The organism is Solibacillus sp. FSL R5-0691 (assembly GCF_037974225.1).
Classification (GTDB): Bacteria; Bacillota; Bacilli; order Bacillales_A; family Planococcaceae; genus Solibacillus.
Genome location: NZ_CP150231.1, coordinates 1,068,717 through 1,092,714, shown reverse-complemented (window position 1 = coordinate 1,092,714; position 23,998 = coordinate 1,068,717). Strand labels below are relative to the sequence as shown.

23 protein-coding genes are annotated in these 23,998 nt (G+C 39.2%); all 23 read right to left on the bottom strand.

The features are described 5' to 3' along the window. Positions 1-18 precede the first annotated feature (18 nt). Entirely contained in the window at positions 19-933 is a 915-nt protein-coding gene (era, locus tag MKY51_RS05225; RefSeq protein ID WP_339175687.1) for a GTPase Era, read from the bottom strand. Beyond that, entirely contained in the window at positions 920-1,327 is a 408-nt protein-coding gene (locus tag MKY51_RS05220) for a cytidine deaminase (RefSeq protein WP_079525607.1), read from the bottom strand. The genes era and MKY51_RS05220 overlap by 14 nt, the downstream gene beginning before the upstream one ends. Positions 1,328-1,353: 26 nt before the next feature. After that, positions 1,354-1,704 carry a diacylglycerol kinase family protein gene (locus MKY51_RS05215; protein WP_339175686.1) on the bottom strand — a complete coding sequence of 117 codons (351 nt, stop codon included), beginning with the start codon at positions 1,702-1,704 and terminating at the stop codon, positions 1,354-1,356. Further along, complete coding sequence (gene ybeY, locus MKY51_RS05210) at positions 1,691-2,176, bottom strand: rRNA maturation RNase YbeY (protein WP_339175685.1); 486 nt, start codon at positions 2,174-2,176, stop codon at positions 1,691-1,693. Before ybeY ends, MKY51_RS05215 begins: the two co-directional genes overlap by 14 nt. Before the next feature lie 14 nt (positions 2,177-2,190). Further along, entirely contained in the window at positions 2,191-4,305 is a 2,115-nt protein-coding gene (locus MKY51_RS05205; RefSeq protein WP_339175683.1) for an HDIG domain-containing metalloprotein, read from the bottom strand. A 449-nt stretch (positions 4,306-4,754) separates the two neighbouring features. Next, positions 4,755-5,714, bottom strand: a complete 960-nt coding sequence (locus MKY51_RS05200; RefSeq protein WP_008403135.1) for a PhoH family protein — start codon at positions 5,712-5,714, stop codon at positions 4,755-4,757. Between the two features lie 2 nt (positions 5,715-5,716). Beyond that, complete coding sequence (locus MKY51_RS05195; protein ID WP_339175679.1) at positions 5,717-6,826, bottom strand: sporulation protein YqfD; 1,110 nt, start codon at positions 6,824-6,826, stop codon at positions 5,717-5,719. After that, positions 6,823-7,059, bottom strand: a complete 237-nt coding sequence (locus MKY51_RS05190; RefSeq protein ID WP_008403137.1) for a hypothetical protein — start codon at positions 7,057-7,059, stop codon at positions 6,823-6,825. The genes MKY51_RS05195 and MKY51_RS05190 overlap by 4 nt, the downstream gene beginning before the upstream one ends. Before the next feature lie 116 nt (positions 7,060-7,175). Continuing rightward, positions 7,176-7,685 (bottom strand): hypothetical protein, encoded by a 510-nt coding sequence (locus MKY51_RS05185; protein WP_339175677.1) that lies wholly within the window; start codon positions 7,683-7,685, stop codon positions 7,176-7,178. Between the two features lie 188 nt (positions 7,686-7,873). Beyond that, the gene (locus MKY51_RS05180; RefSeq protein ID WP_339175675.1) at positions 7,874-8,344 is read right to left on the bottom strand and encodes a hypothetical protein; all 471 of its coding nucleotides are present in this window, start codon (positions 8,342-8,344) and stop codon (positions 7,874-7,876) included. A gap of 23 nt (positions 8,345-8,367) precedes the next feature. Then, positions 8,368-9,375, bottom strand: a complete 1,008-nt coding sequence (gene floA, locus MKY51_RS05175; RefSeq protein ID WP_339175674.1) for a flotillin-like protein FloA — start codon at positions 9,373-9,375, stop codon at positions 8,368-8,370. A 2-nt stretch (positions 9,376-9,377) separates the two neighbouring features. Next, positions 9,378-10,706, bottom strand: a complete 1,329-nt coding sequence (locus MKY51_RS05170; protein ID WP_339175673.1) for a nodulation protein NfeD — start codon at positions 10,704-10,706, stop codon at positions 9,378-9,380. 314 nt (positions 10,707-11,020) lie between these two features. Next, positions 11,021-11,194: a 30S ribosomal protein S21 gene (gene rpsU, locus MKY51_RS05165; protein WP_004227078.1), complete on the bottom strand. Its 174-nt coding sequence runs from the start codon at positions 11,192-11,194 to the stop codon at positions 11,021-11,023. A 110-nt stretch (positions 11,195-11,304) separates the two neighbouring features. After that, positions 11,305-11,973, bottom strand: coding sequence for a deoxyribose-phosphate aldolase (gene deoC / locus MKY51_RS05160; RefSeq protein WP_339175671.1), 669 nt, complete (start codon positions 11,971-11,973; stop codon positions 11,305-11,307). A 91-nt stretch (positions 11,974-12,064) separates the two neighbouring features. Next, complete coding sequence (locus tag MKY51_RS05155; RefSeq protein ID WP_339175669.1) at positions 12,065-12,604, bottom strand: adenylate cyclase; 540 nt, start codon at positions 12,602-12,604, stop codon at positions 12,065-12,067. A gap of 353 nt (positions 12,605-12,957) precedes the next feature. Beyond that, positions 12,958-14,307 (bottom strand): tRNA (N(6)-L-threonylcarbamoyladenosine(37)-C(2))-methylthiotransferase MtaB, encoded by a 1,350-nt coding sequence (gene mtaB, locus MKY51_RS05150; protein WP_339175667.1) that lies wholly within the window; start codon positions 14,305-14,307, stop codon positions 12,958-12,960. 171 nt (positions 14,308-14,478) lie between these two features. Continuing rightward, positions 14,479-15,516, bottom strand: a complete 1,038-nt coding sequence (locus MKY51_RS05145) for a HEAT repeat domain-containing protein (RefSeq protein WP_339175666.1) — start codon at positions 15,514-15,516, stop codon at positions 14,479-14,481. Positions 15,517-15,799: 283 nt separating this feature from the next. Then, the gene (locus MKY51_RS05140; RefSeq protein WP_339175665.1) at positions 15,800-17,230 is read right to left on the bottom strand and encodes a glycosyltransferase; all 1,431 of its coding nucleotides are present in this window, start codon (positions 17,228-17,230) and stop codon (positions 15,800-15,802) included. A gap of 6 nt (positions 17,231-17,236) precedes the next feature. Next, complete coding sequence (locus tag MKY51_RS05135; protein ID WP_339175664.1) at positions 17,237-18,280, bottom strand: HEAT repeat domain-containing protein; 1,044 nt, start codon at positions 18,278-18,280, stop codon at positions 17,237-17,239. A gap of 1 nt (position 18,281) precedes the next feature. Then, the gene (locus tag MKY51_RS05130; protein ID WP_339175663.1) at positions 18,282-19,136 is read right to left on the bottom strand and encodes a response regulator; all 855 of its coding nucleotides are present in this window, start codon (positions 19,134-19,136) and stop codon (positions 18,282-18,284) included. 52 nt (positions 19,137-19,188) lie between these two features. Next, complete coding sequence (locus MKY51_RS05125; RefSeq protein ID WP_339175661.1) at positions 19,189-21,390, bottom strand: hypothetical protein; 2,202 nt, start codon at positions 21,388-21,390, stop codon at positions 19,189-19,191. Positions 21,391-21,528: 138 nt separating this feature from the next. Further along, complete coding sequence (locus MKY51_RS05120) at positions 21,529-22,143, bottom strand: PH domain-containing protein (protein WP_339175660.1); 615 nt, start codon at positions 22,141-22,143, stop codon at positions 21,529-21,531. Between the two features lie 74 nt (positions 22,144-22,217). Then, on the bottom strand, positions 22,218-23,792 hold the full coding sequence (gene crtI / locus MKY51_RS05115) for a phytoene desaturase family protein (RefSeq protein WP_339175658.1): 1,575 nt from the start codon (positions 23,790-23,792) through the stop codon (positions 22,218-22,220). Positions 23,793-23,998 lie beyond the last annotated feature (206 nt).

The following is a 23,998-nucleotide window of genomic DNA, read 5'->3' as shown; positions in this document are numbered from 1 at the left end:
TGGGTGCTTCGCTACATCTTAATACTCGTCTTCTCTAAATCCGAAGTCGCGTAAATGTGTTTGCTTGTTACGCCAATCTTTTTGAACTTTTACCCAAAGCTCTAAGTATACTTTTGAGCCTAATAGCATTTCAATATCCTGACGGGCACGGGAGCCGACTTCTTTTAAAAGGGCGCCGCGTTTGCCGATGACAATCCCTTTTTGTGAATCACGTTCTACCATGATCGTTGCCTGTACATGAATCATGTTTTCTTTTTCTTCATGTGGCTTAATGCGCTCAATGACAACTGCAATTGAATGCGGAATTTCTTCACGAGTTAAGTGCAATACCTTTTCACGGATCAACTCAGAAATAATGAATCGTTCCGGGTGGTCTGTTACTTGATCTGCCGGGTAATATTGAGGCCCTTCCGGTAAATACTTTTCGATTGTCGTTAATAAGTTTTCTACGTTGTTGCCCTGTAATGCTGAAATTGGAATAATTTCCGCAAAGTCAAACTTATCTTTATACGAATCAATGATTTTTACCAGTTCATCCGGGTGCACTAAATCGATTTTGTTGATGATTAAAAATACCGGTGTTTTATTGCCTTCCAGCAGTTCGATGATGAATTCGTCACCTTTTCCGATCGCTTGTTCAGCATTCACCATAAACATGATTACATCGACTTCACGTAAAGCGTTGCGTGAAGTTTTCAGCATAAATTCGCCTAATTTATGTTTCGGCTTATGAATGCCCGGTGTATCGATGAAAATCGTTTGAGAGTTTTGTTGTGTTAATACACCTTGTACTTTATTACGTGTCGTTTGTGGTTTGTCAGACATAATCGCAATTTTTTGGCCGATTACTCGGTTTAAAAATGTCGATTTGCCCACATTAGGACGACCTACAATCGAGACGAAGCCCGATTTGTATCCTTTATTTTCCTGCATTTTTCATATCCTCCGTATTAAATGCACCCGGGATCAGCTCACCTACCGTTGTTTGTTGAACGTCACCATTCATATTCGTTAAGTAGACGGGCATATCCGGAGCACAAAATTCACTCATTACTTGTCGACAAGCTCCGCATGGGGAACATGGACCCGGTGTATCTGCTACGACCGCCAGCGCTTTAAATTTCATATTGCCTTCTGACACTGCTTTGAAAAACGCCGTACGTTCTGCGCAGTTTGTCATGCTGTAGCCTGCATTCTCAATATTGCAGCCGTTGTATACTGTACCATCTTCAGCTAGTAAAGCCGCACCTACTTTAAATTTCGAGTAAGGTACATAAGCAAATTCACGTGCAATTTTAGATTGTTCCATTAATTGTTCCATGTTCATAATTTGGTTCCCCCAAAACATTATTTTTAAAACCATTTTGGTAAAAATATGAGTAGTCCGATTATAACACTTGCGAGCGCAAAAACAAGTACGGCCCCTGCCGCGACATCCTTTGCCTGCTTGGCGAGCGGATGAATTTCCGGTGATGCCAGGTCCACTACACGCTCGATTGCTGTGTTGATCATTTCGGCTCCTATGACAAAAGCGATGACGAAAATGATGATGCACCATTCGACGATCGATAACCCTGTCAACAAGCCTGCCATTATGACAATAATGGCACTCGCTATGTGAAATCTGAAATTCTGTTCATGTAAAGCCGTAAACAGTCCTTCCATTGCATAACGAAAAGAACGAAAAAATTTACGGACGTTCATTCATATCACGACCTAGGCCGTATGACTGTAAAATCGTATCTTGCTTCCCGAACATGACTTTTTCATCTTCCGGTGTCATATGATCATAGCCTAGCAGGTGCAAAAAGCCATGGACAGCCAAGAAGCCAAGTTCACGCTCAAACGTATGGCCATATTCGGCTGCCTGTTCACGTGTGCGGTCTGTCGAGATGATAATATCCCCTAAAACACGCGGAATCCCTTCACCGATAATTTGCAGTTCCCCTTCACCCATTTCTTCCATTGCAAAAGAAATAACATCAGTAGGCTGGTCCTTATCACGGTATTCACGGTTAATTTCATGGATCGCTTCATTTGTCACAAACGTAACCGACACTTCCGAGCCGTCCTCGATTCCTTCCTGCTCCGCTGCATGCTGCAGTAATTTTTCCACTAGTTCCAAGTGGTCTTCTTTCACTTCATTTGTTTCATCTAAAAAATCAATTAATAACATGTTGTTCCCTCCTACTATTCCTTTGGATATTCAATACGCGAGTGGAACGTTCCATTCAATGTTTCACATAATACGTCTTCAATCTTTTTCAGTTCTTTTAATGAAATATCACATTCATCAAACTGGTCATCCTGTACACGATCCTGAATAATCGATTGCACAAGCTTCTGTATTTTCTCAGCATTCGGCTGCTGCATCGAACGGACTGCCGCTTCCACACTATCCGCAATACTAATGATTGCCGCTTCTTTCGTCTGTGGCTTTGGACCCGGGTATCGGAATATACTTTCGTCCAATTCTTTCCCTTCTTCCTTCGCCTTAAACAAAAAGAATTTCAATGTGCTTGTCCCGTGATGCTGTAGACAAATATCTATGATTTCCTGCGGCATTTTATGCTTGCGCAAGAGCTCTGCCCCGTCTGTAGTATGCGCAATAATAATTTCCGCACTACTTTCGGGTGCCATCGTATCATGAGGATTTGTCCCCATTTGGTTTTCAATGAAAAATAGAGGTCTTCGCGTTTTTCCTACATCATGATAATAGCAGCCGACCCTTGCCAGCAAGCCATCCGCCCCGATCGCTTCACATGCCGCTTCAGCCAGATTCGCAACCATTATACTATGGTGATACGTACCAGGTGTTTCCGTCAAAATTTTCTTCAGCAGCGGGTGGTTCGGATTCGATAATTCAATCAGACGCACGACCGATAAAAGTCCGAATGCCGATTCAAAGTAAGGAAGCAGCCCCATCATTAAAGCACCGGATAATAACCCGGAAATAATTGCTGCAGCAACGTAAAATGCAACTTCCTTCATTCCGTAACCTGATTGTCCCATTAAAATATAAAATGCGATAAATACAATGTTCACAAGAATTACAATACCAACCGCCTGTAAAATATCTGTCCGTTTTTCCAGACTGCGCATGAATATAATCGATGCGAATCCGCCAAATAAAATGTAAAGCGCTGTATCCATCTGTAAAATACCGGATAACCCTTCATGAAAGATGATCCCTGCAGATGCAGCCGTAATGATTGTCACAATACTCGCGGTACGGTCATTGGCCAGTACGCGAACAAGCATTGTCGCTAACGCTGACGGGAAAATGAAGGCAATCATCAAATCAAAATTCGTTGAAATGAGCGCGATCAGTTTCATCATGATTAACGCAATCGCATACACAATAATTGTCACGAGCAGTTCATTGCGTTTTGAAGCAATGTCTTTTTCCGAACGGTCAAACAAAACAAACAGGAATGACATTTGCAGTAAAATCAAAATAATCAGTCCGGCAATCGGTTTAATCGATTCCTCACTGTCCAGCATTCCTAACAAATCAAGCTGGCGGTATATTTCGCGGGTAATAACTTCGCCTTCCTGGACAATGATCTGTCCTTGCAAAATACGTGTCGGCTCCACCGCTTCCTTTGCCTGCTGTCTGGCAATCTCCGTTTTTTCACTATCAAGCACTTCAGTTTCAACAATAGCTGCACGACCAATGACGATTGCCACACTCATTAACCCCTCGGATATTGAGGGCTGCTGGCGAATCTTGCTTTCCAGTTCGTTTCGGTATGGCAGCAAGCTCTCCTTACGAAGTGGATAATTTAAGTTTACTTCTACCAATGTCGCCAATGCATCACGTGCAGATTCAAGATTTGCCTGTGGTGCACTTAAGACATTCACCAACTGTGCATCCGATAAAATCAGATTTTGCTGGTTATCAAAAATATCTTTTAATGCTGAACGCAGCATTTTAATTTGTTCAGCTTGCGGGATTTCTTCCTCCGCTTTTGCAATCTCACTTTTCACGTCCAACGCAATATCAAAAATGGTCGTCACAAAAGTTGCACGTTGACTTGGAACTTCATCTTTATATATGTATACAGGATCTACGGCCTTCTCCGCATTTTCCCTTTCTATTTCAGTCTTTACGGTATCCTCCACTGTTTTCGTAGAACGGATCGTTTCCGGTGATAATTCAGTTAGCTGGATATCATATGTAACGCCACGAACATTATCAATCATCAGGAAAAACTGCAGAAGTGCAGTAGCCGCAAGTATGATGACTAACAGTGCGCGAAAGCTGATTAGTTGGATGAGCTTGTTAAATCTTTCTATGATCATGCACCTCCCTTTGTTTCTATGTTCATTTTATCAAATTTATATGTTTGGTGTTACGAAAAGTACGTATGTTTTTCAAATAAAGTTTAACTTCAATCTGTGGGGGGTCTTTTTATCCCCACTGATTAAAAGGAACACAAGCTAAAAACGTCACGTCCTGTGACAACGCCTGTGTGACCAACATCGTGTTGGCCTCAACCAATCGGGCTTTTACGGGTAGTTGACCACAAACTCTGCTTTATGCCAAAGCTGGAAGTCTTACTCTGGCGCTAAATAATTAATTCAAAAGTTAAATTACTACCCGTTAATGCGGGATAAATGTCTTTATACCAATGAACATTGTCACGAATTCCTCCTTTTAGTTTATATACGTAAATTTTTCCAATAAGTTTCATGCCATTTTTCCCAATAAAAAAACTTTCAACCTTACAATAAAGTTGAAAGTTTCCTTTTTATAATTCCTGCTCTGTGTAAGCCTGGATGACTCTCGCTACTAATGGGTGACGGACTACATCACCTTGTTCAAGTATTTGGAAATGAATGTCTTTTACATAGCGTAATGTACGCTCCGCAATAATAAGACCGGATTCCGTATTTTTAGGTAAATCAATTTGTGTTTTATCGCCTGTAATGACCATTTTCGAACCAAAGCCTAAACGCGTTAAGAACATCTTCATTTGCTGATGTGTTGTGTTTTGGGCTTCGTCTAAAATGACAAACGCATCATCCAATGTACGGCCACGCATGTACGCTAACGGCGCGATTTCAATCGTCCCGCGCTCAATTAGGCGCTGCGTCTGTTCCTGTCCATAAATATCATGTAAGGCGTCATAGAGCGGACGCAAATACGGATCGACTTTTTCCTTCAAATCCCCCGGCAAAAACCCTAACGACTCGCCTGCTTCAACGGCAGGGCGTGTTAAAATAATACGCTTTACATGACCATTTTTTAATGCCTGTGTAGCCATCACAACCGCTAAATATGTTTTACCGGTTCCGGCTGGTCCAATTCCGAATATCAGGTCTTTATGACGGATTGCCCGGATGTACTCACGCTGACCGATCGTTTTTGCACGGATGGGCTTGCCTTTTGTATTGCGCGCAATTTCTTCATCATATAGTTCTGCATAATATTCAATTGTGCCTTTACTGGCCATCTCAATGGCTGTTGACACATCACGCTGATCGATATTAATATTTTTTCGAATAACTTTCAATAACGCTTCCAAAACTGCATATGCTTGATTTTTCTTTTCTAAATCATCGCCTGCAATTTGTATGACTTCCCCACGCGTAATAATTTGTACGCTATAAGTTTCTTCAATCAATGTTATATTTGCATCTGACATTCCTAAAAGCATTACAGCTTCATTTGGATTGTCGATTTGGAGCTCAACATATTTTTCTGACATACTCATTCTCCTTGGTGAATTGGATGTGGTTGTGCGATATTTTCATTTATTAAATACAAGACTTTCCCTTTAACTGTATCATCATCACTGTAGACGTGCAAAAGTTTTTCTGCTTTAATGGCGGTTTCAAGCGGTAATGAAGAAATCATCTTTTCATGCAGTAATGGCAAGATAATTGTTTCTACATCCTTTTCACTTATCTTTTCCTTTTTTTTATGGAACATTCGATAAGGTTTATACGTCACAACGGACTTCAAAGGTTCAATAGACATCTGTTCAATCGCTGTACCGATTTTCTCCCAATTCACATCATACTTCCAGCCATGGTCATCCAATACTTCGATTTCGATTGATTTAGGAACGGAAAACGATGTTTCAAGCCAGTAATCCACAAACACTTCGCCTTCAGCACCGATAACAATTTCCTTTTCACCATGCTGTAGCACGCCTGAAACGAGAATATCTCCTTTGTAGACCGTCATATTTTGCTCAACTTGACGAACACCGCGTTCAATTTGGAAATGAGTGACGACACCGCTATTGTTCGCAACGAGATGCTGGTTTTTGTTCACTTTTGGAACCTGCTCAATCTTTGGCGCCAATTGCGGATTAATCGTAATTTTACTTCCGTTTTTCATAATATGTACCCATGAAAACTCCCGAAACTCCTTCATCATCGTCTGTCGGATCTCATTATCGGATAAAAATGTTTTTTTCGGTACAGGAAACTTTACGCCCATCTCCTTATGCAAATACTGCGCCACTTCATCTTCCAGTTCAATCGTGGTGGCTTCAACTTCAACTTCCCATACAAAGCGTGAAAGTATAATTGGCAGGATAATTAACATGATGATACCAATGGCCGTAACCATATCTTTTTGCAGAATTTTCTCCGGCTCGCTGTAACGGATTGTAATTTTTACTTTCGCTTTTTTTCTTAGTCTGCGCAGTAATGACAAATTACTATGCGCCACTTGGAAAGTTATTTCGCTCTGTTTAAAAGTCAAATTAAAAACACGGATTTTATGCTCTTTCAGCAGCATAATAAAAGTACTTGCTTCTTTTGATTGCTTTAGTTTGATTGTTATTAGCTTTTTATAGGATTTACTCATTTTGCATTCCGCTCAATCGTAAGCTTCTGCAGATTTTTACATTGAATTAAAAATCCTTCTTCGAATAAATGCTGGACTTCCACTTCCCCTGCATGAACGTACATCGTAAAATCCTTTGTCGTACAATTATATTCGGTCGGGGTTACATCACCTATCGTATAGGAACCATCATAGCGGATATCCATAAAAGAGGTGATTTGCAATTTATTGTTTTTAGGAAATAAATTTTTCAATAAAAGCCTCCTTTTTACGTCACTATATGCTCGGAAAAAAGAAGGCATGTATAGATTATTTAATACCACTTTAACTAACAATCAATGGGGTATTAATCGTCCTATTAATCGAGGTTTTACTTTATCGGAATTTCCCAGTTCGCAGTATCTCCTAATGCATCCCCGGAACTTTCGCTTTCCGGTTCCTTAAATGCAGCTGGAACTAGGAGATTCAGCGAAGTATTTTCATCATATATGTGCTGAGGAATCAAATAAGACACATTAAAAGTCGTTTCCATTTGAGGATTCACCATAATTTGTTCGTTCTCAACAGAAGACGACAGCTGTTCTATATCTTCCTGATCCGGTGTTTGAATAGTAAATTCCGGCGTATAATAAACGATTTGGCTGTACTCATTTTTAATATTTCCGCTAATTTCAAGAATCAATTCACCCGGCTCGGCAGATACCTTTTGAATTTTATAGTCGAGATTTAATGTGACACCCTCCATATGATGTGTCAGTGGCTCCTCGCTCTCGAATACAGTAGACGATCCATCCGTCTCAGTAATCGCCTCTTCCACTTCCTTACCGCATGCAGCCAGTACTAAAATAAACACAAACATTAATATCCATCTTTTTTTCATGTCTGTTTCCCCCTCTCATAATAGATATACCCGGTTCCGCGGAAATTTAATTGCTTGTTTTCATAAAGTATGTTGATTTTCCATTACGGATGAACGCTTTCCGTGGATACGAGGTCAACATTACATTTTCATATCCTATGTAAAAAAACTACCTATTCCCACGTTACGGTGAAATAGGTAGTTTTGTATTATTTTCTTCTTGCTTTAGGTGGACCGAGAACTTCTGTCATAATAATCGCCTGCATTAAATCACGTTGACTCGATGGCACGACCTGAAAAGCTTCTGCTTCTTTTTTGGCCATTGCGACGATCGGACGCTCCTTTAATGAACGGGCATTATTCACCTTTTCAGTTACCGGTTCCACTATAGAGGGAGAAGCTTCAACAGGTTTTGATACTTGTTTCGGAAGCTCCCGTTCTATATTTTGCGTTGCTGGTTTTACTTTTTCATTCAGCTGGCCGAATACTTCATTCGCAAAATCCTCCAATGTTTTTGGTCGGCTTTGCTCTGTTCGACGCTGAACTTCCTGTTTTCGAGGAGCAGGTTGACTGCTAAATGGCGGCATTTGTTGCTTTTCTCTTTTTTGCTGCTGTTCTTTACCTTTACCCAATAAAGAACTGACAATAAAGACAATAATCATAATGATAATTCCTTCCATTTAGTGCTCACTCCTTTCCTCGATTATTTGTTTTTCGGATCTTTGCTATCGTCATTCGAAACTTTTGAGATCGAATCACGCATTGATGTGTCCGCCTGAATATTTTTGTAGTTCATGTAATCCATAATACCGAAGTTGCCAGAACGAAGCGCTTCTGCAAGAGCCATTGGAACTTCTGCCTCTGCTTCTACTACTTTCGCTTTCATTTCCTGAACTTTTGCAATCATCTCTTGCTCGCTTGCTACGGCCATTGCACGACGCTCTTCGGCTTTTGCCTGAGCGATGTTTTTATCTGCCTGTGCTTGCTCGATTTGAAGCTCGGCACCGATGTTTTTACCGATATCAACGTCCGCGATATCGATCGATAGAATTTCGAATGCTGTACCAGAGTCTAAACCTTTAGATAAAACCGTTTGAGAAATTAAATCCGGATTTTCCAGTACTTTTGAATGTGATTCACTAGAACCTAGTGTCGATACGATACCTTCACCAACACGGGCAACGATTGTTTCTTCACCAGCACCACCGACTAAGCGGTCCAGGTTTGCACGTACTGTAATACGCGCTTTTGCTTTAACTTCAATCCCGTTCATCGCAACACCGGCGATAAATGGTGTTTCAATAACTTTCGGGTTAACCGACATTTGTACCGCTTCTAATACGTCACGGCCTGCTAAGTCGATTGCTGCAGCACGTTCAAATGTTAACTCAATATTCGCTCGGTGTGCCGCGATTAATGCGTTGACAACACGGTCTACGTTACCACCTGCTAAATAGTGTGATTCCAATTGGTTAATTGATACTTCTAAACCGGCTTTATGAGCCTTAATTAACGGATTCACGATACGTGACGGAATAACTCGACGTAAACGCATTCCGACTAATGTGAAAATACTTACTCTTACACCTGCTGCTAGTGCACTAATCCATAGTGCAACCGGAACAAATGTGAAAAATACTGCCAGGATAATAAATGCAATGACTAATCCGACAATTAATGTAATTGTTCCTGCATCTGCTAACATATTCATACTTATTCTCCACCTCTTCCAATAAATTCTCTTACGACAATACGAGAGCCTTCTACCTTCACTACTTCTACTGTTTTACCAGCATCAATATAGCCGCCCTGTGTTACAACATCCAGACGGTCCTGATCAACAATGACGGTCCCTGATGGTCGCAACGGCGTGATAGCCTGCCCTGTCTTGCCTATTAATTCAATTCGGTTTTTGTTTGAAACATAACCTTCTTCCGTCGTCGTTGCATCTCTCAGCACGAGACGGTTGAACATATGCAACTTTTTCCCGAAGAATTTCATAAGTATCACCATTCCTATACCTGCAATTATCATTGCAATTAAAATCGAATAAGCCATATGAACAAAGCTTTCCCCTGCAAAAAGCAAACTTCCTATCATTAATGCGCCACCGATAATACCAACAATACCACCTGGTACAAATAGCTCGGCAATGAGTAAAATAAGTCCGATTACAAAAATGATGACGGTTTCATATCCGGCAAAACCTGCAATCGTATGTCCAAAGAAGAACATACCTAACGAAGCAAGTCCCATTGATCCTGCCACACCGAATCCTGGTGAATACAGTTCCACGACCAATCCAATACTTGCAATCGACAATAAAATAGGAACAATAACCGGATTTGTAATAAATCGCGCCAATTTTTCGGCAAATGTTTGCTCGATTTTTATTACTTCGCTGCCATCAAGGTTGGTAGTTTCAAGCAGTTCCGTCATCGTAGCAACAGTGCCTTCCGAGTACTTAACTTTTTCCGCATCTTTCGCAGTTAGTGTTAGGAGCTTTCCTTTCGGGGCTCTAAGCTCAGGCAGATCCTCATCGTTTCTGACCATTGCCCTTGCATATTTAGCTTCCCTGCCGGAGTTTTCGGCAGCAGAGGTCATTTTAGCAAGCCAGTCACTTTCCGCCTTTTCTCCAGCTGTGTTGCCAGAAGAATCGCTAACCGCCGCAGCACCCATTGTTGCATTAGGTGTCATATAAATTTCATCTGCATGTAAAGCAATGAACGCTCCAGCAGACAGCGCATCCGAATTGATGAATGCAATTATCGGTATATCGATTTCATCCATCAGCTTGCCGATATCCGAAGCAGCAGTGACAAATCCGCCCGGTGTATGCATATTCAGAATGATCGCTTCAGCATTATTTTCTTTCGCTTCATCGAATCCACGCTTTAAATGTTCCACCAAACCTTTTTCAATTTCATTATTGATGGATATTTCATACACTTTACCATTTGCTGATGCAGTTAAAGAAGGAAACATTAATACGAATGACATGACTATCAGAAAAATCCAACTAATCCCTTTCGTTCGTCTCAATTTTATCACCCCTTTAGCTAAGTTATGTACAGTTAATTCTACGGATGAGATTAAGAAAAGTTTCAAATTTTTTTAAAAAGCTTAAAAAAACTTACTTCATTATGATTTGCTAACATATTCCAATTATACGGAACTAGTTGCAGAATATTAAAACTTTCCCCGAAAACGCTTTCTTTCTCTTTTCTATTATGGGTGATTTTAAGAAGAAATACAAATACCCCGCAGTTAAATTAATAACTGCGGGGTATATCATTTGTCTGCTCAGTTAAATCTGAAAATTGCGTGTTATGAACGTAGGGTTTTTACAGGGAAAATTACCACTTACGTTTACGTGCAGCTTCTGATTTCTTTTTACGTTTAACGCTAGGTTTTTCGTAGAACTCGCGCTTTCTAACTTCCTGAATTGTACCTGATTTTGATACAGTACGTTTGAAGCGACGAAGAGCATCTTCAAGCGATTCGTTTTTGCGAACGACAGTTTTTGACATCTCTCTTTCCCTCCCTCCGAACACACGTCATACATACATTAACTTGTTAGTTAATGTGTACTAAAGTAGTATAGCGTATCTTAAAAAAAGAGTCAACAAAAACTATTGAATTAGTAATTAGAATCTGATTTTAGACCATTCATGATAGCAACACCAGATGAAGCACCAATACGAGTAGCACCATTTTCAATCATCAGTTGCATATCTTCCAAGCTGCGGACACCGCCGGAAGCTTTCACACCAAGATCCGGACCGACTGTTTTACGCATTAATGCGATATCTTCAGCTGTTGCTCCGCCTGTTGAGAATCCAGTAGAAGTCTTCACGAAATCTGCACCTGCTTCAACAGAAAGTTCACAAGCTTTTACTTTTTCTTCATCTGTTAATAGGCAAGTTTCGATAATTACTTTTACTAAAGTACCATTTGCAGCATCTACTACTGCTTTGATGTCATCACGAACTAAATCGTAATTACCGTCTTTTAGTGCACCAATATTAATAACCATATCAATTTCGCCGGCACCGTTTGCAATCGCATCTTTTGTTTCGAATGCTTTTACTGCAGATGTTGTAGCACCTAATGGGAAACCGATAACTGTACATACTTTAACCTCTGTACCAGCTAATTGCTCTGCGCTGTACTTCACCCAAGTAGGATTTACACATACTGAAGCAAATCCGTATTGTTTCGCTTCTGCACAAATTTTTTCAACTTGACCTTTTGTAGAATCAGCTTTTAATAAAGTATGATCAATCATTACTGCATAATTTTGAGTCATTTTTCATTACTCCTTTTATTCAACATTAGTTGTCCGTACATCTATAGTTTAGCATGTATTTTAATTGACGCAAATTATCAGACAACTTAAATTATTCATCTGAATAGGCAAATTTTGTACGAATTATTTTTCTGTCCAAAGGCTCACCGTCATCTGTAACATATTGAATATTCAACTCGGGGTTCTGACGATGGACTAACTGGTACGTTAAAATATTTTTTATTAAATGCTCCTGTGCCAAATCAAATGCCTCTTGCTCTATAAGAGAGTCATCAGATAATACAATTTCCCAGTTTGAATAGTTTTCATTTGCAGCGATATGCGTAATTCCATCTTCTGTACTTTGCTCACTTGTTTTCTTATACTGCTTTAGAAATTGTTCTGTTTGTTGCGTGACTTCAGTTAGCTGTTGCTCATTCATCGCCAAAGAAACGACACCATTTGGCTCAATACTTTTATAAACATCCGATGCTTTGTACTCAATATTAAGCGAGCCGTAATGTCTTGCTACTTCTGTAGGAATACTGACTTCCAGCATAGCCGATTCACTTTCTACTGTTGGTTCTTCTTTTTTCTCCGTGCAACCATATAAAATAAATAGAATTGCAGCAAACATCCATATTTTCTTCATATAAATTGCTCACCTTCTTTACTTGTAATCGGGATCAACACAATGTTTCCAAATCATAGTGTTGGCTTGTCTTCCTCATAATATACTTAAACTTCCATCCGTTTACGACTAACTTTTTGTAAATTAATTTGCTGCATAAAAGTACGTGTTGCTCCCCGATTATGAAAACTTGTGAACATTATTTTTTTACCCTATTTTATTAGAAGTAAAATAGGTTTAATATAATATCCACTCCTTACACGTTGTTCTCCGTAACGGAGAACAACTAATTAACTTTTTGTACAAAGTAATGTCATCTAACACAAAAAGAGGGATTGCTCTGTGCAATCCCTCTTTCTTTATAAAGAATACTATTAAATCGCTTGCCCTTCCAATACGCGGACGAATTGTCCTTCGTTGTATGGGTAGCCTGCTTTTGTAATTTTAACTTTTACAAGTTCGCCGACCATTTCTTCTGTGCCTTCGAAAATTACTTTCAGGTAGTTCGTCGTATAGCCGACATATAAGTTTTCATTGTCGCCATCTTTGAAGCGTTCTTCCGGAATAACTTCCAGAACTTCCCCTTCAAAACGGGAAGCATATTCTTTTGCAAGCTGGTCATTCAGTGCAATCAGACGGTGAACGCGTTCATTTTTAATTTCTTCATCAATTTGATCTTCCATTCTCGCTGCAGGTGTACCAGTACGTTGAGAGTACGGGAATACATGAAGCTCAGAGAATTTGTGGTCACGGATAAAGTTGTATGTTTCCATAAATTCTTCTTCTGTTTCACCCGGGAAACCTACGATAACGTCAGAAGTTACCGCCAAGTCCGGTAAAGCGATTTTCAGCTTTTCCAGACGCTCTGCGAAAAACTCCATCGTATATTTACGACGCATACGTTTTAATACTGTATCTGAACCCGATTGGATCGGAATGTGCAAGTGGTTTACAACAATTTCAGAGTTTTGCAATACTTCAATCACTTCATCCGTTAACTGAGATGCTTCGATTGAAGAAATACGTAAACGCTTTAAGCCTTTAACTTGTGATTCCAAGTCACGTAACAGCTGTGCCAGGTTATAGTCTTTGAAGTCTTGTCCATATCCGCCTGTGTGGATACCAGTCAAAACGATTTCCAAATAACCCGCATCAACAAGCTGCTGCGCCTGACGAATAACTTCTTCCGGATCACGTGAACGCATTAAACCGCGCGCCCAAGGAATGATACAGAATGTACAGAAGTTATTGCAGCCTTCCTGGATTTTCAGTGAAGCACGAGTACGGTCTGTAAATGCCGGTACATCCAATTCCTCATATACACGGTTTTTCATAATATTACGTACCGCATTGATCGGCTGACGCTCGTTACGGTATTGATCGATATATCCAAGCATTTTTTCGCGGTCCTGTGTACCAACAACAATATCGACCCCTGGAATGGCCATAATTTCAGCCGGTGAAGTTTGTGCATAACAGCCCGTTACACAAATAACCGCATCCGGGTTTTGACGGATTGCACGACGGATTACCTGGCGAGATTTTTTATCACCAGTGTTCGTTACAGTACAAGTATTGATTACATAAACGTCCGCCTGATGGTCGAACTCAGTACGCTCATATCCCTGCTCTTTAAATAGCTGCCAGATCGCTTCTGTTTCATAGTGGTTTACTTTACACCCTAATGTATGTAGAGATACGGTTTTCGTACGTTCGTAACTCATAATTTATATCATCCTTTCAAGGTTAGCACTTATCTATTTTACTCCGGGTAATTGCCTATTTTAAGTCAACCGGTAGCATGCTCTTCATTCACTTAATGAAGAAAAATATCAACGTGTTTTATAATAGCATAAATCGCTATGCAAAGCCTATTTTTTTAACTACTTGTTAAATTACAGACTTTCTTTCACTGAAGCCTGTGTAGAACGGATATGTTCTTCATTGTCGGATACCTGTTGCAGTATCGCCTGTCCATCCGGTAAACCCATCAGCGATAAAGCCGCCTGTTTTCGAACATTGCTGTTTGGATCAAGCATCAACTTTTTCAGATAAGTGTACGAATCGTCCTCTTTAACAAAGCGTAAAATTTCGGCGAGCAATAGACGCTCTTCCCAATGTGTTGAATGGATAAATTCTTCATAATGCTTCACATGCGAAATTTCGCCATACGATGAAATTGCTCTTAATGCACGAAGACGAATTCCCCCACATTCGGAAGTCAGTAACTGTTCAAATAATAAAAGGTATGAAGGGCCCAAGTTCCTATTCAAGCATGAATACTCCAGGAACGCTAATTTCAGCTGCATCGGCAATTCTTCAAAATGATCTTTAAAGTAGTCACAATAACTATCCTCAATATTCGATAGCAACAAATGGTATTCATTATCATTAAAAGTCAATCTAGGCTTGTACATATGCGCCAAAAATAAATTTCTATTATATTTCGCCGCAACCTTTAACATTAATAAATATTCTTCCATAGACCCGGTACGATTGTCTTTTAGTCGGCGTTCGATTAATGGTACTAAAAATTCCAGATCCAGAATCAATGTACGCTGCAAAGCATGAAGACGGTCAACTTCATCACGACTCGTCAGTTGCTTTGTATAATAGTTTTTCATATTTAACGCAGCATATGTTGAAGCTCTCTCCAGAATCTCTTCTTTATTCATCGATGTAACATACGAAACAAAAATAGTATCAATTGCCGCCAGCTCATTCTTTGTAGTCGAATGATTCTGAAGTGGCTTGTTTAAAACTAAATAGTTATACCAATCGCGATCATTTTGCTGGATATAGTGATTTATTTTATTGAAGGAACTTTTCTTTAAGTTCTTGCGATAAATCATATAAAAATAAATACATAATAGAATAAAAAGTATTACACTACAGATAATTAAGATCCATGTTAAAATTTCTTCAATTTTCATTAGTATCGCGACCCTCTCAATCTGTTTTCCATGTTAATTACTAATATATCACCTTTTTTCATTATGTTTATACATCCAATTTTTTCTCCTGTCTCCAATATAGTATTTATAATTGAAATTTGCGCCATTTTCTGTCCATTTATGTATTTTTAAAATGAAAACGCGGATTAATATGTATACATATTCTATTAGAAAACGAGCGGACAACTCCCCTTCTTCCAATAATAAAGAGTAAACAGCCAAAATAGACGGAGATTTTCCGCCTATCGACTAGTCTATTATATTAAATATCATTTGTTTTCTTTTGCAATCCAGATCGTGTTAAGCTTCCCCAATCGTTTTTTCCCCGAATAAAGTACCAGAACCCCTGAAGGCGGAAAATAACCATTAGCGGGCGGAACCAGAATACTTCCGATAAGGAATACAATAATAGTTTCACGGAATCACGGATACGTGGATAAGTGCCCATACTCCATGCTTCCAGTAAAATAGAAAACATCGAAATCACTGTACTGTAAATTAAAAACAGGACAAACAAAGTAAGAGCTGATTCCAAATATATATTCCCGATGACAAAGGATAAAATGACATACATATATCCGAGCAGTTCAACAATCGGCCCTATTAATTCTATAAATACAAAATAGGGAACGGATATGAGACCAATTTGTTTATATTTCGGATTGAGCAACATCCCACGGTTTAGCATGAGACTACTTAACAGCCCTTGATGCCATCGTCTGCGCTGTGTTTTTAAATCCTTAAAATTATCCGGTGCTTCTGTCCAGCATACCGGGTCGGGAATAAATTCAATGGATTTTTTTATTTTATTCTTTAATAGATAGTTGTGCAGCCGGACGACCAGTTCCATATCTTCGCCAATCGTATTCTTATTGTAGCCACCGACTTTTATTGTGTATTCTTTTGAAAAGACACTAAATGCACCTGAAATAATTAACAATAAATTAAAACGGCTCAGCGCTATTCTACCCATATAAAACGCACGTAAATATTCAATAATCTGCATGACGACAATCGGATTATTCGGTACAACCGATTTCAATACACTGCCGTACTCGATTTCTGAACCGTTTGCTATACGCACACTTCCCCCTGCAGCAATGACTTTCCCGTTAGACGAGACAATTGGCTTCATCACTTGCAGCAATGATTTAGTAGATAAAATGGAGTCCCCGTCAATCGAGCAAAAATAAGGAAATCTTGATACATTAATGCCTGCGTTTAAAGCATCTGCCTTCCCTCCATTTTCCTTGTCTACTAAAACAATATTATAATGGAGTTTTGAATGATAAATGCCCCTGATTTTCGCTGACGGCAGCTGATTTTGCACGGTCCTAAAAACAGGCTCCATCTGAAAAGCGTCAATCACTGTCTGCAATGTTGAGTCTTTCGAACCATCGTTGACAATTACGATTTCGTATTGCGGGTATTCAAGCGTCAATAATGATTGAACCGTACTGATAATACCAATTTCTTCATTATAAGCAGGAACAATGATTGATACAGGCTTCGAGTAAACAGCATTCAAATTCACCTTACCTTCCAAATGTTTATCCAGATTCCTGTCTTTCCTCAGCTGAAAAAAAGCAAAGATCAGCATTAATGTATAGACAACAATAACAAATAACATATATATAAAGATTAATGAACTGAACACTTCATTAAACCAATATAGGATTGTTTCTGAATTCATTTATCATCACCCTAACTTCATGACTTCCCTTGCTATATCCGCCGCATACAAATCTTTTTTACTGTCGATGATTTGCTGCAATATTACTTGTCCCTTTGGCATGTTCAATAATGATAAGGCTGCCTGTTTACGTACTTGCCAATTCGAATCGGCTATTAGCAGCTCAAGAGCTTGATAGGATTTCTCCTCTTTTACAAACCGCAATATTTTCGCCATCATCAGCCTCTCTTCCCAGCTGGCAGAAGCAACAAAGCGCTCGTACAGTTGGAGATCCGAAATCATTCCGAATGAGGCAATCGCTTTTAGAACCCGGATTCTTAACTCCTGATTATCCGATGTTAACAAACGCTCATAGAAAGAGAGAGAATCATTACTTACATTTGTGCTTAAACTCAGATAATCAAGAAGAGCAAGTTTCAGCACGATTGGCAAGGAATCAAAATGGTTTGTGAAATAGTCGATATACCCTTCATCAATCGTCGATAATAAAAGTTTATATTCATAGTCATTCAATGGTAATTTCGGTTGATAAACATGAGCATAAAACAAATTCCGATTATATTTTGCGACTACCCGCAACATTAGTAAATATTCTCCCATTTCATAATCACGTTTGTTTTTTAAATGCTGCTCAATGATCGGTACTAAAAAATCCAGTTCTAGCAATAATGTACGCTGCAAAACATTTAGACGGACCGATCGATCACGGCTTTTTATTTGCTCGATATAATAATTCTGCATATTCAATGATGCGTATTCGGAAATTTTCCTATGAATCGTCTCATTGTTGAGCGTTGTCAAATATGAAACAAACAAATGATCAATCGCCTTCATTGTAATATTATTTTCCGGCCGGTGATCCAGCGGTTCATTATAAACAAGATAGTTATACCATTCCGTTTTATATTGTTCGAAATATACATTCATCTTTTCATTGATCCGATCTCTTTCCATCCCTTTATATACTAAATACATAAATATACAGAAAATAACAATCAGCATGGTAATGCCGACAATGACCGCCCCGATTAAAAATTGACGATCAATCATATTAACGCGACCTTCTCAAATGATTTTTGATGCGGATCTCAAATATTTTCAAGTTAAAGGGACGGATAAAGTAAGCATCAGCACCATTTTCAAGGCAGTAAAGCTGGGCTTCTTCAGAATTACGAGTTGATATAAATAAAATCAAATATTTTTGATCATTCGGTAAACCGCGCAGAAAATGCAATACCTCAAAGCCATTTTTTCTAGGTAATATATCATTCAGCACGACAATATGAGGATGCTCACTTCGGTACCAGTCCGATTCCATAAATTCAAGTCCATCATTAAACACCCGGACCTCCAAATCCTGTTCAGCGGTTTCCAGATTATGAAACAGATTTGAAAAGATCGATTGTGTAATATGGTCATTTTCTATTATGCTTACTTTCATCTTGATGCGCTCTTTTTCCGTAAAATGAGGAATCGTTACTATTTGTGCTTCTGAAAAATCCAGGCTCATCACCTTTGTCTCGCCAGCTTCCAGTACTTCTTCAAGGGGATGAGAAGAATTCGCAATTTCTGCGATAACTGCTACAAGCGGCATTTTTAATGGTGACATCGCAGTTTGAAGCCGAACTAGAAATGATTTGGATTCCATTACTTTGCTGATTGTCAGGACCAAAATGATATATTGTTTTGACTGATGGGCAAACACAAAATCTGATTTTCGTAAGTTTTCTTTTACTAACTGATAAAAATCTTCGTAACTTACAGCTGCTTCCTCTGAATATTTCACGAAAACAAACGTAAAATGAATTCCCTTTTTTCTTATATAAGCCAGCTGCAAATCATATAGTTTCTTTAAATCTTGAAAATTTCCAATCCCATTACTAAACTGACCCGTCGTTACATTCACCTGTATTTCACCCCTATTCACGCATATAATTCAATCATTGCCGTTTTATGATTTATTGAATATTCGAGAATTTTTCCTGCAAAATATAATACGATTCTTTCAAACGTTCCTTGTATTCCGGAAGAGTCCAGCCTTCCCATGTATAGCTTTTCAGATCTGACTTATTTTCCGGGACACTCAGTTTCACTTCATTATTTTCGATAAGCAATAGCCCTACTTCAATCCCTTCTGTAATTTCCCTTGTCATCTCCTCATTCGCATACAAATCCGCCCATACTTCCAGACGACTAGGATCAGTAAAGTTCAGCAATAGCCACGGAATACGGATTTCTACTACACCTTCATCTTCATTGACTTCATAATCGGCCAGTGAATCATAATCCGGGCTTTCCGGATTGCCGTTTCCTTTCCTCAACTTTCCAGTCTCGTATTTTTCGAATGGATAGGTTTCATCGAGTATTGGAATCGTCAGCTGTTTATTAAGCGCATACTCAATGGGGTTAAATTGCCCGCTGTTTTTTTGAGTTACCCCTTCAAATGGGACTTGCCCCAAACGTTCACCATATAGTTTCTGAAACAGATCATAGTAGGCATCCACTTCTATTCTGCTATTTTCCCCATCTTTAATCGTAAGTACAAAATCTGCTTCATTTAATAGCGGGTAACCTTTATATGACGAATTCCCTTGGTTTTTTACTGTACTGAAATGAATCAATGGATAATAATCATTTGAAAACTCCACATTTTTTGCATCGAGCCGTAAATATAAATAACGTTCATCCGAATCCATATACATGTTCAGCTGTTCGGTTTCATACATCGGTTTTTTACCTGACCAATCTGATGTATCCCCATCCACTTTTATTTTCAATGTATCAAAGCTGAGCAGTCCGAATTGCTGTTCATTCGTTTGCGCATTGGACCAAAATGGCCGTTGATCCGGATTATCTAGATCCATCGTATTCCATGTCCGTTTGAACCATTCATCTTGCCAGGAGAATATCAAACCACCGAGCATCCCTTCGTGCAGAATATCTTCATAGAGACTGACTAAATATTCTCCTTGCTGGCGCTCTGTCACAAAGCCCTGATTCCAGCCAAACGGATTTTTATGGGTCAATCCGCGCGAAGCCGGTATGCCGAATTCCGATATTAGAATCGGTAGTCTGTGCGCTTTCTTCAAATCATTCAAATACGCAGCATAGTTGTTTGGCTTACCGCGATGGTCGATATACTGCAAATACTCAGGGGTAAAGTTCATAAAATCAGGGTAATACGGATACACATGATAATTTGCAAATTGACCAACTTGCTGAAGTTCATTTTTTTCATAAATAACATTCGGGTTTACCGATGCCATATCTTCCTCTTCACTCGGTTCATACGGATGGTCAAGTAAATCAGTCGTTACCCAATTCGTAAAACTGAATGGGCGCATCCAACTGTATTGCTCTTTTTCGTACTTGGCGGCATACTCCATTTGTTCAGCAAGCCATATTTCAAATGGTGCTGCGTCCTTTGTCGCAAAATACCGGCCGTCAAATTGAGGCTTGCCTTTATATTTTTCATTTACAGAATGAACTGCCTGCGGATACCATTCGATACCGATCATCCACCCTATTACATACGGAGCAACATTGGCAGTATAGCTCCCCGATGCATGACCAGGCTGATGTTCAATTTCTGCATTGCCATGAAGAATATCGACAATATCCTTCAATTCCTTTTGGAACTTCTCTGTAGGTTCACCATATACATCCAACTGCTCAATTACCGGCTCTTCTTCCAGCCATACCCCATGGAACAAGTAAATTGGCTGTTCATGCGACTCATTGTATTCGAGCAATGCTTCATAGAATGCAGGTGGATGAATTGTGTAAATTCGAATAGCGTTTGCATGCATTTCACCGATTGATTTAAGCCAGCCTGAATAATCTTCCTTAGTAATGCCAGCTTCACCCGGGAATAGACCCGGTTTTGCCATTCCGATATTTATCCCTTTAATCGTCATTTTCTGCCATTCGCCGTTTTGCAACACTTCAAATTTATCGGTCAATATCCGCGTATTATAGGCAACCCCCTGCTCGTAAACCGGTTCAACCGATGTCTTGGCTATTTGTTTTGAGTTCGGGGAATCCATATTTACATCATCACTTTCTGAAACGCATTTATTATTCATTAAATAGATCACCAGAAGAACCGAAATGAGAAGCAGCAACCCGAGTAAAATCATATTTTTCTTCAACAACGCCACCTGCCATTATTCAAAATAATAAAAAAGGGAAAGAATTACTTTATTGTTTCTCTTCCCCTTAAACACGGAGGAAAAACAGAAAATGGCTGATAGAAAAGGAAAACACCCATTTCTATAAGAAATGAGTGTTAACTATTATTAGTTATTAATATATTTTTCGAAAACATCGCCGAAATCTTTTTTCACAAATGATTTCTTTTGCTCGAGCAGCCAGCTATGTGAAAATGTTGTGATCTCCTTAAATGCTTCGGCTGGTGAAACCCCTTCATTGCCTGCGCGGCCGATTGCAGATGCAGCCAGATTCAAGCTTTGTTTTGCAGCATCCATACTAAATGTATTCGCTTTTTGTTCAAGTGAAATCGCATGAAGCGCTTTATATAGATCTTTAATTTCCGGTAAGTGTTTTTTATGAATATCAATGCTTAATGGCACATTTCCGATTACAAATTTAATCTCTACATCCAGATCAATTGTTCCGGCTGTTTCCAGCAGCACTTCTTCAATCGCAAAATGTTCATAATCATAACGACGCAGCATACGTTTTTTACTGATGGCATTTGCGCCATCTACATGGATTAATGCATAGTTTGTGAAGCAATACTCATCTGCTTTTGTTTTAATCAGGAAATAAATTTTTTCATCAACTTCATTAAAAATAAAATCATCCGAATCAGTTTTGTCAAAGTCCTGTCTTGAAATCACTACCCCAATATCTGATAGACCTAGTGCATCTGATGCTAATTTTTTAAACATTGTATTGCCTCCTTTAAATGAATAGTTATTATACGTTTCCATTCAAATAAAAGTTTCACCACAATGTCTACTCTTTAAGCATTTGTTTGAATTGCTGCCGGCTGATGGTGTAATTGTGCTTCTTTCTTTTTATACAGCTCTACTTTCGGCAATGGTTTAACAGGTAGTAATGTCTGTTTATCCTGCTGTAAAATGCCGTTTGCCGTAATTCGGGCTGATTCCAGAATAATTGGCAAGCCACTGCCAGGGTGTGTACCACCACCGACTAACCAGCATTGATCCAGCTCTTCAAATTTATTGCGCGGACGGAATACAAGCATTTGCGATAATTGGTGACCTAAGTTGAATGTTGCACCTTTATATACATGAATATCGCGTTCCCAGTCAGCAGGTGTAATCATTTTCTCTTCTTCGATATATTCCCAAATGTCCTTAACACCAAGTTTATCTGCCACCATATTTAAAACCATATCCCGGAAAGGACCCGCCTTTTCTGCCCAGTCAATTCCGCTCATATTATTCGGTACCGGTACTAAAATATATAATGTCGATTTCCCTTTTGGAGCAACCGTTTCATCCGTTACGACCGCATTTTGAATATAAATTGACGGATCTTCGGACATCAGTTTTGTTTTAGTAATTTCCTCTACATTTTTACGGTAGTCTTTCGCAAACCAAATTGTATGGTGCGGTAAATCAAATCGTTTATTGACACCTAAATACAGCATGAATGTTGAACAAGAATATTGTTTTTTCTCAAGTTTTTCCGGTTTGTATTTTTTCAGTAGACCCGGCTCGACAAGATGTGTCATCGCATGGGCAAAATCTCCGTTAATAATGACCTCATCCGCTTCAATTTCCTGACCATCTTCCAGCAGTAAGCCCGTCACTTTTCTGCCCTTTGTTTTTAATTTTTTCACACCGTTATTGAGAAGGATTTTCCCGCCTGATTCCAGCACAACTCTGCCCATTGCTTGTGTCAGCTTATTGATGCCGCCTTTAATGTGATAAACGCCGTACGCATGTTCAATATACGAAAGAATCGAAAATGCGCCGGGACTTTCCCAAGGTGACATTCCTAAATATTTCGCCTGGAATGTGAAAGCGAGCTGCAATTCTTCTTCGTTAAAGAATTTCGACAGTGTATCAACTAGAGAATTTCCTATTTCCAACTCTTTGAACGCTTTCATCACTTTCGGATTGAACAGATCTGTCAGCTTATTCATCGGTGCCTGCAGTACTGGTGCCAGCACTTCAAGTTTCTTTTGCGTCTGCTCCATGTAGCGCTCATAGCTACCCTCATTCCCAGGGAAAAGCTCGTTGATTTGACGGATCATCTCATCGGCATCACGCGTCATATTAATTTTTTTATTATGGTAAATCAGTTGGTACATCGGATTCAAATCAATCAGATCCACATAGTCGTGAATATTTCGGCCTGTTAACTCAAAAATTTCTTCGGCAATGTACAGCATATTTAAAAATGTCGGGCCCATATCAAATTTATAATCACCAAGCTTAATCTCGCTTGTTCGCCCACCTACATATGCCTGCTTTTCATAAATCGTTACTTCATACCCTTTATGTGCCAATAACATGGCAACCGCTAATCCACCGGGTCCTGCCCCTACCACTGCAATTTTTTTCATTTCTATTTCCTCCCTATTCTGATTCGATATTGTACAATGTTTCACTTGTTAAGTTTGATTTGTATAATGTTTAGAGGTATTCTTCGTTCTTTCTAACGTTGCTATTAATAAACTTTGATATATTAACTGTTTTAAATAAATATTTGTCCAGTGACTTCGTTATATGTTATACAAACATTATACATACTTATTTTTTGTTATACAAG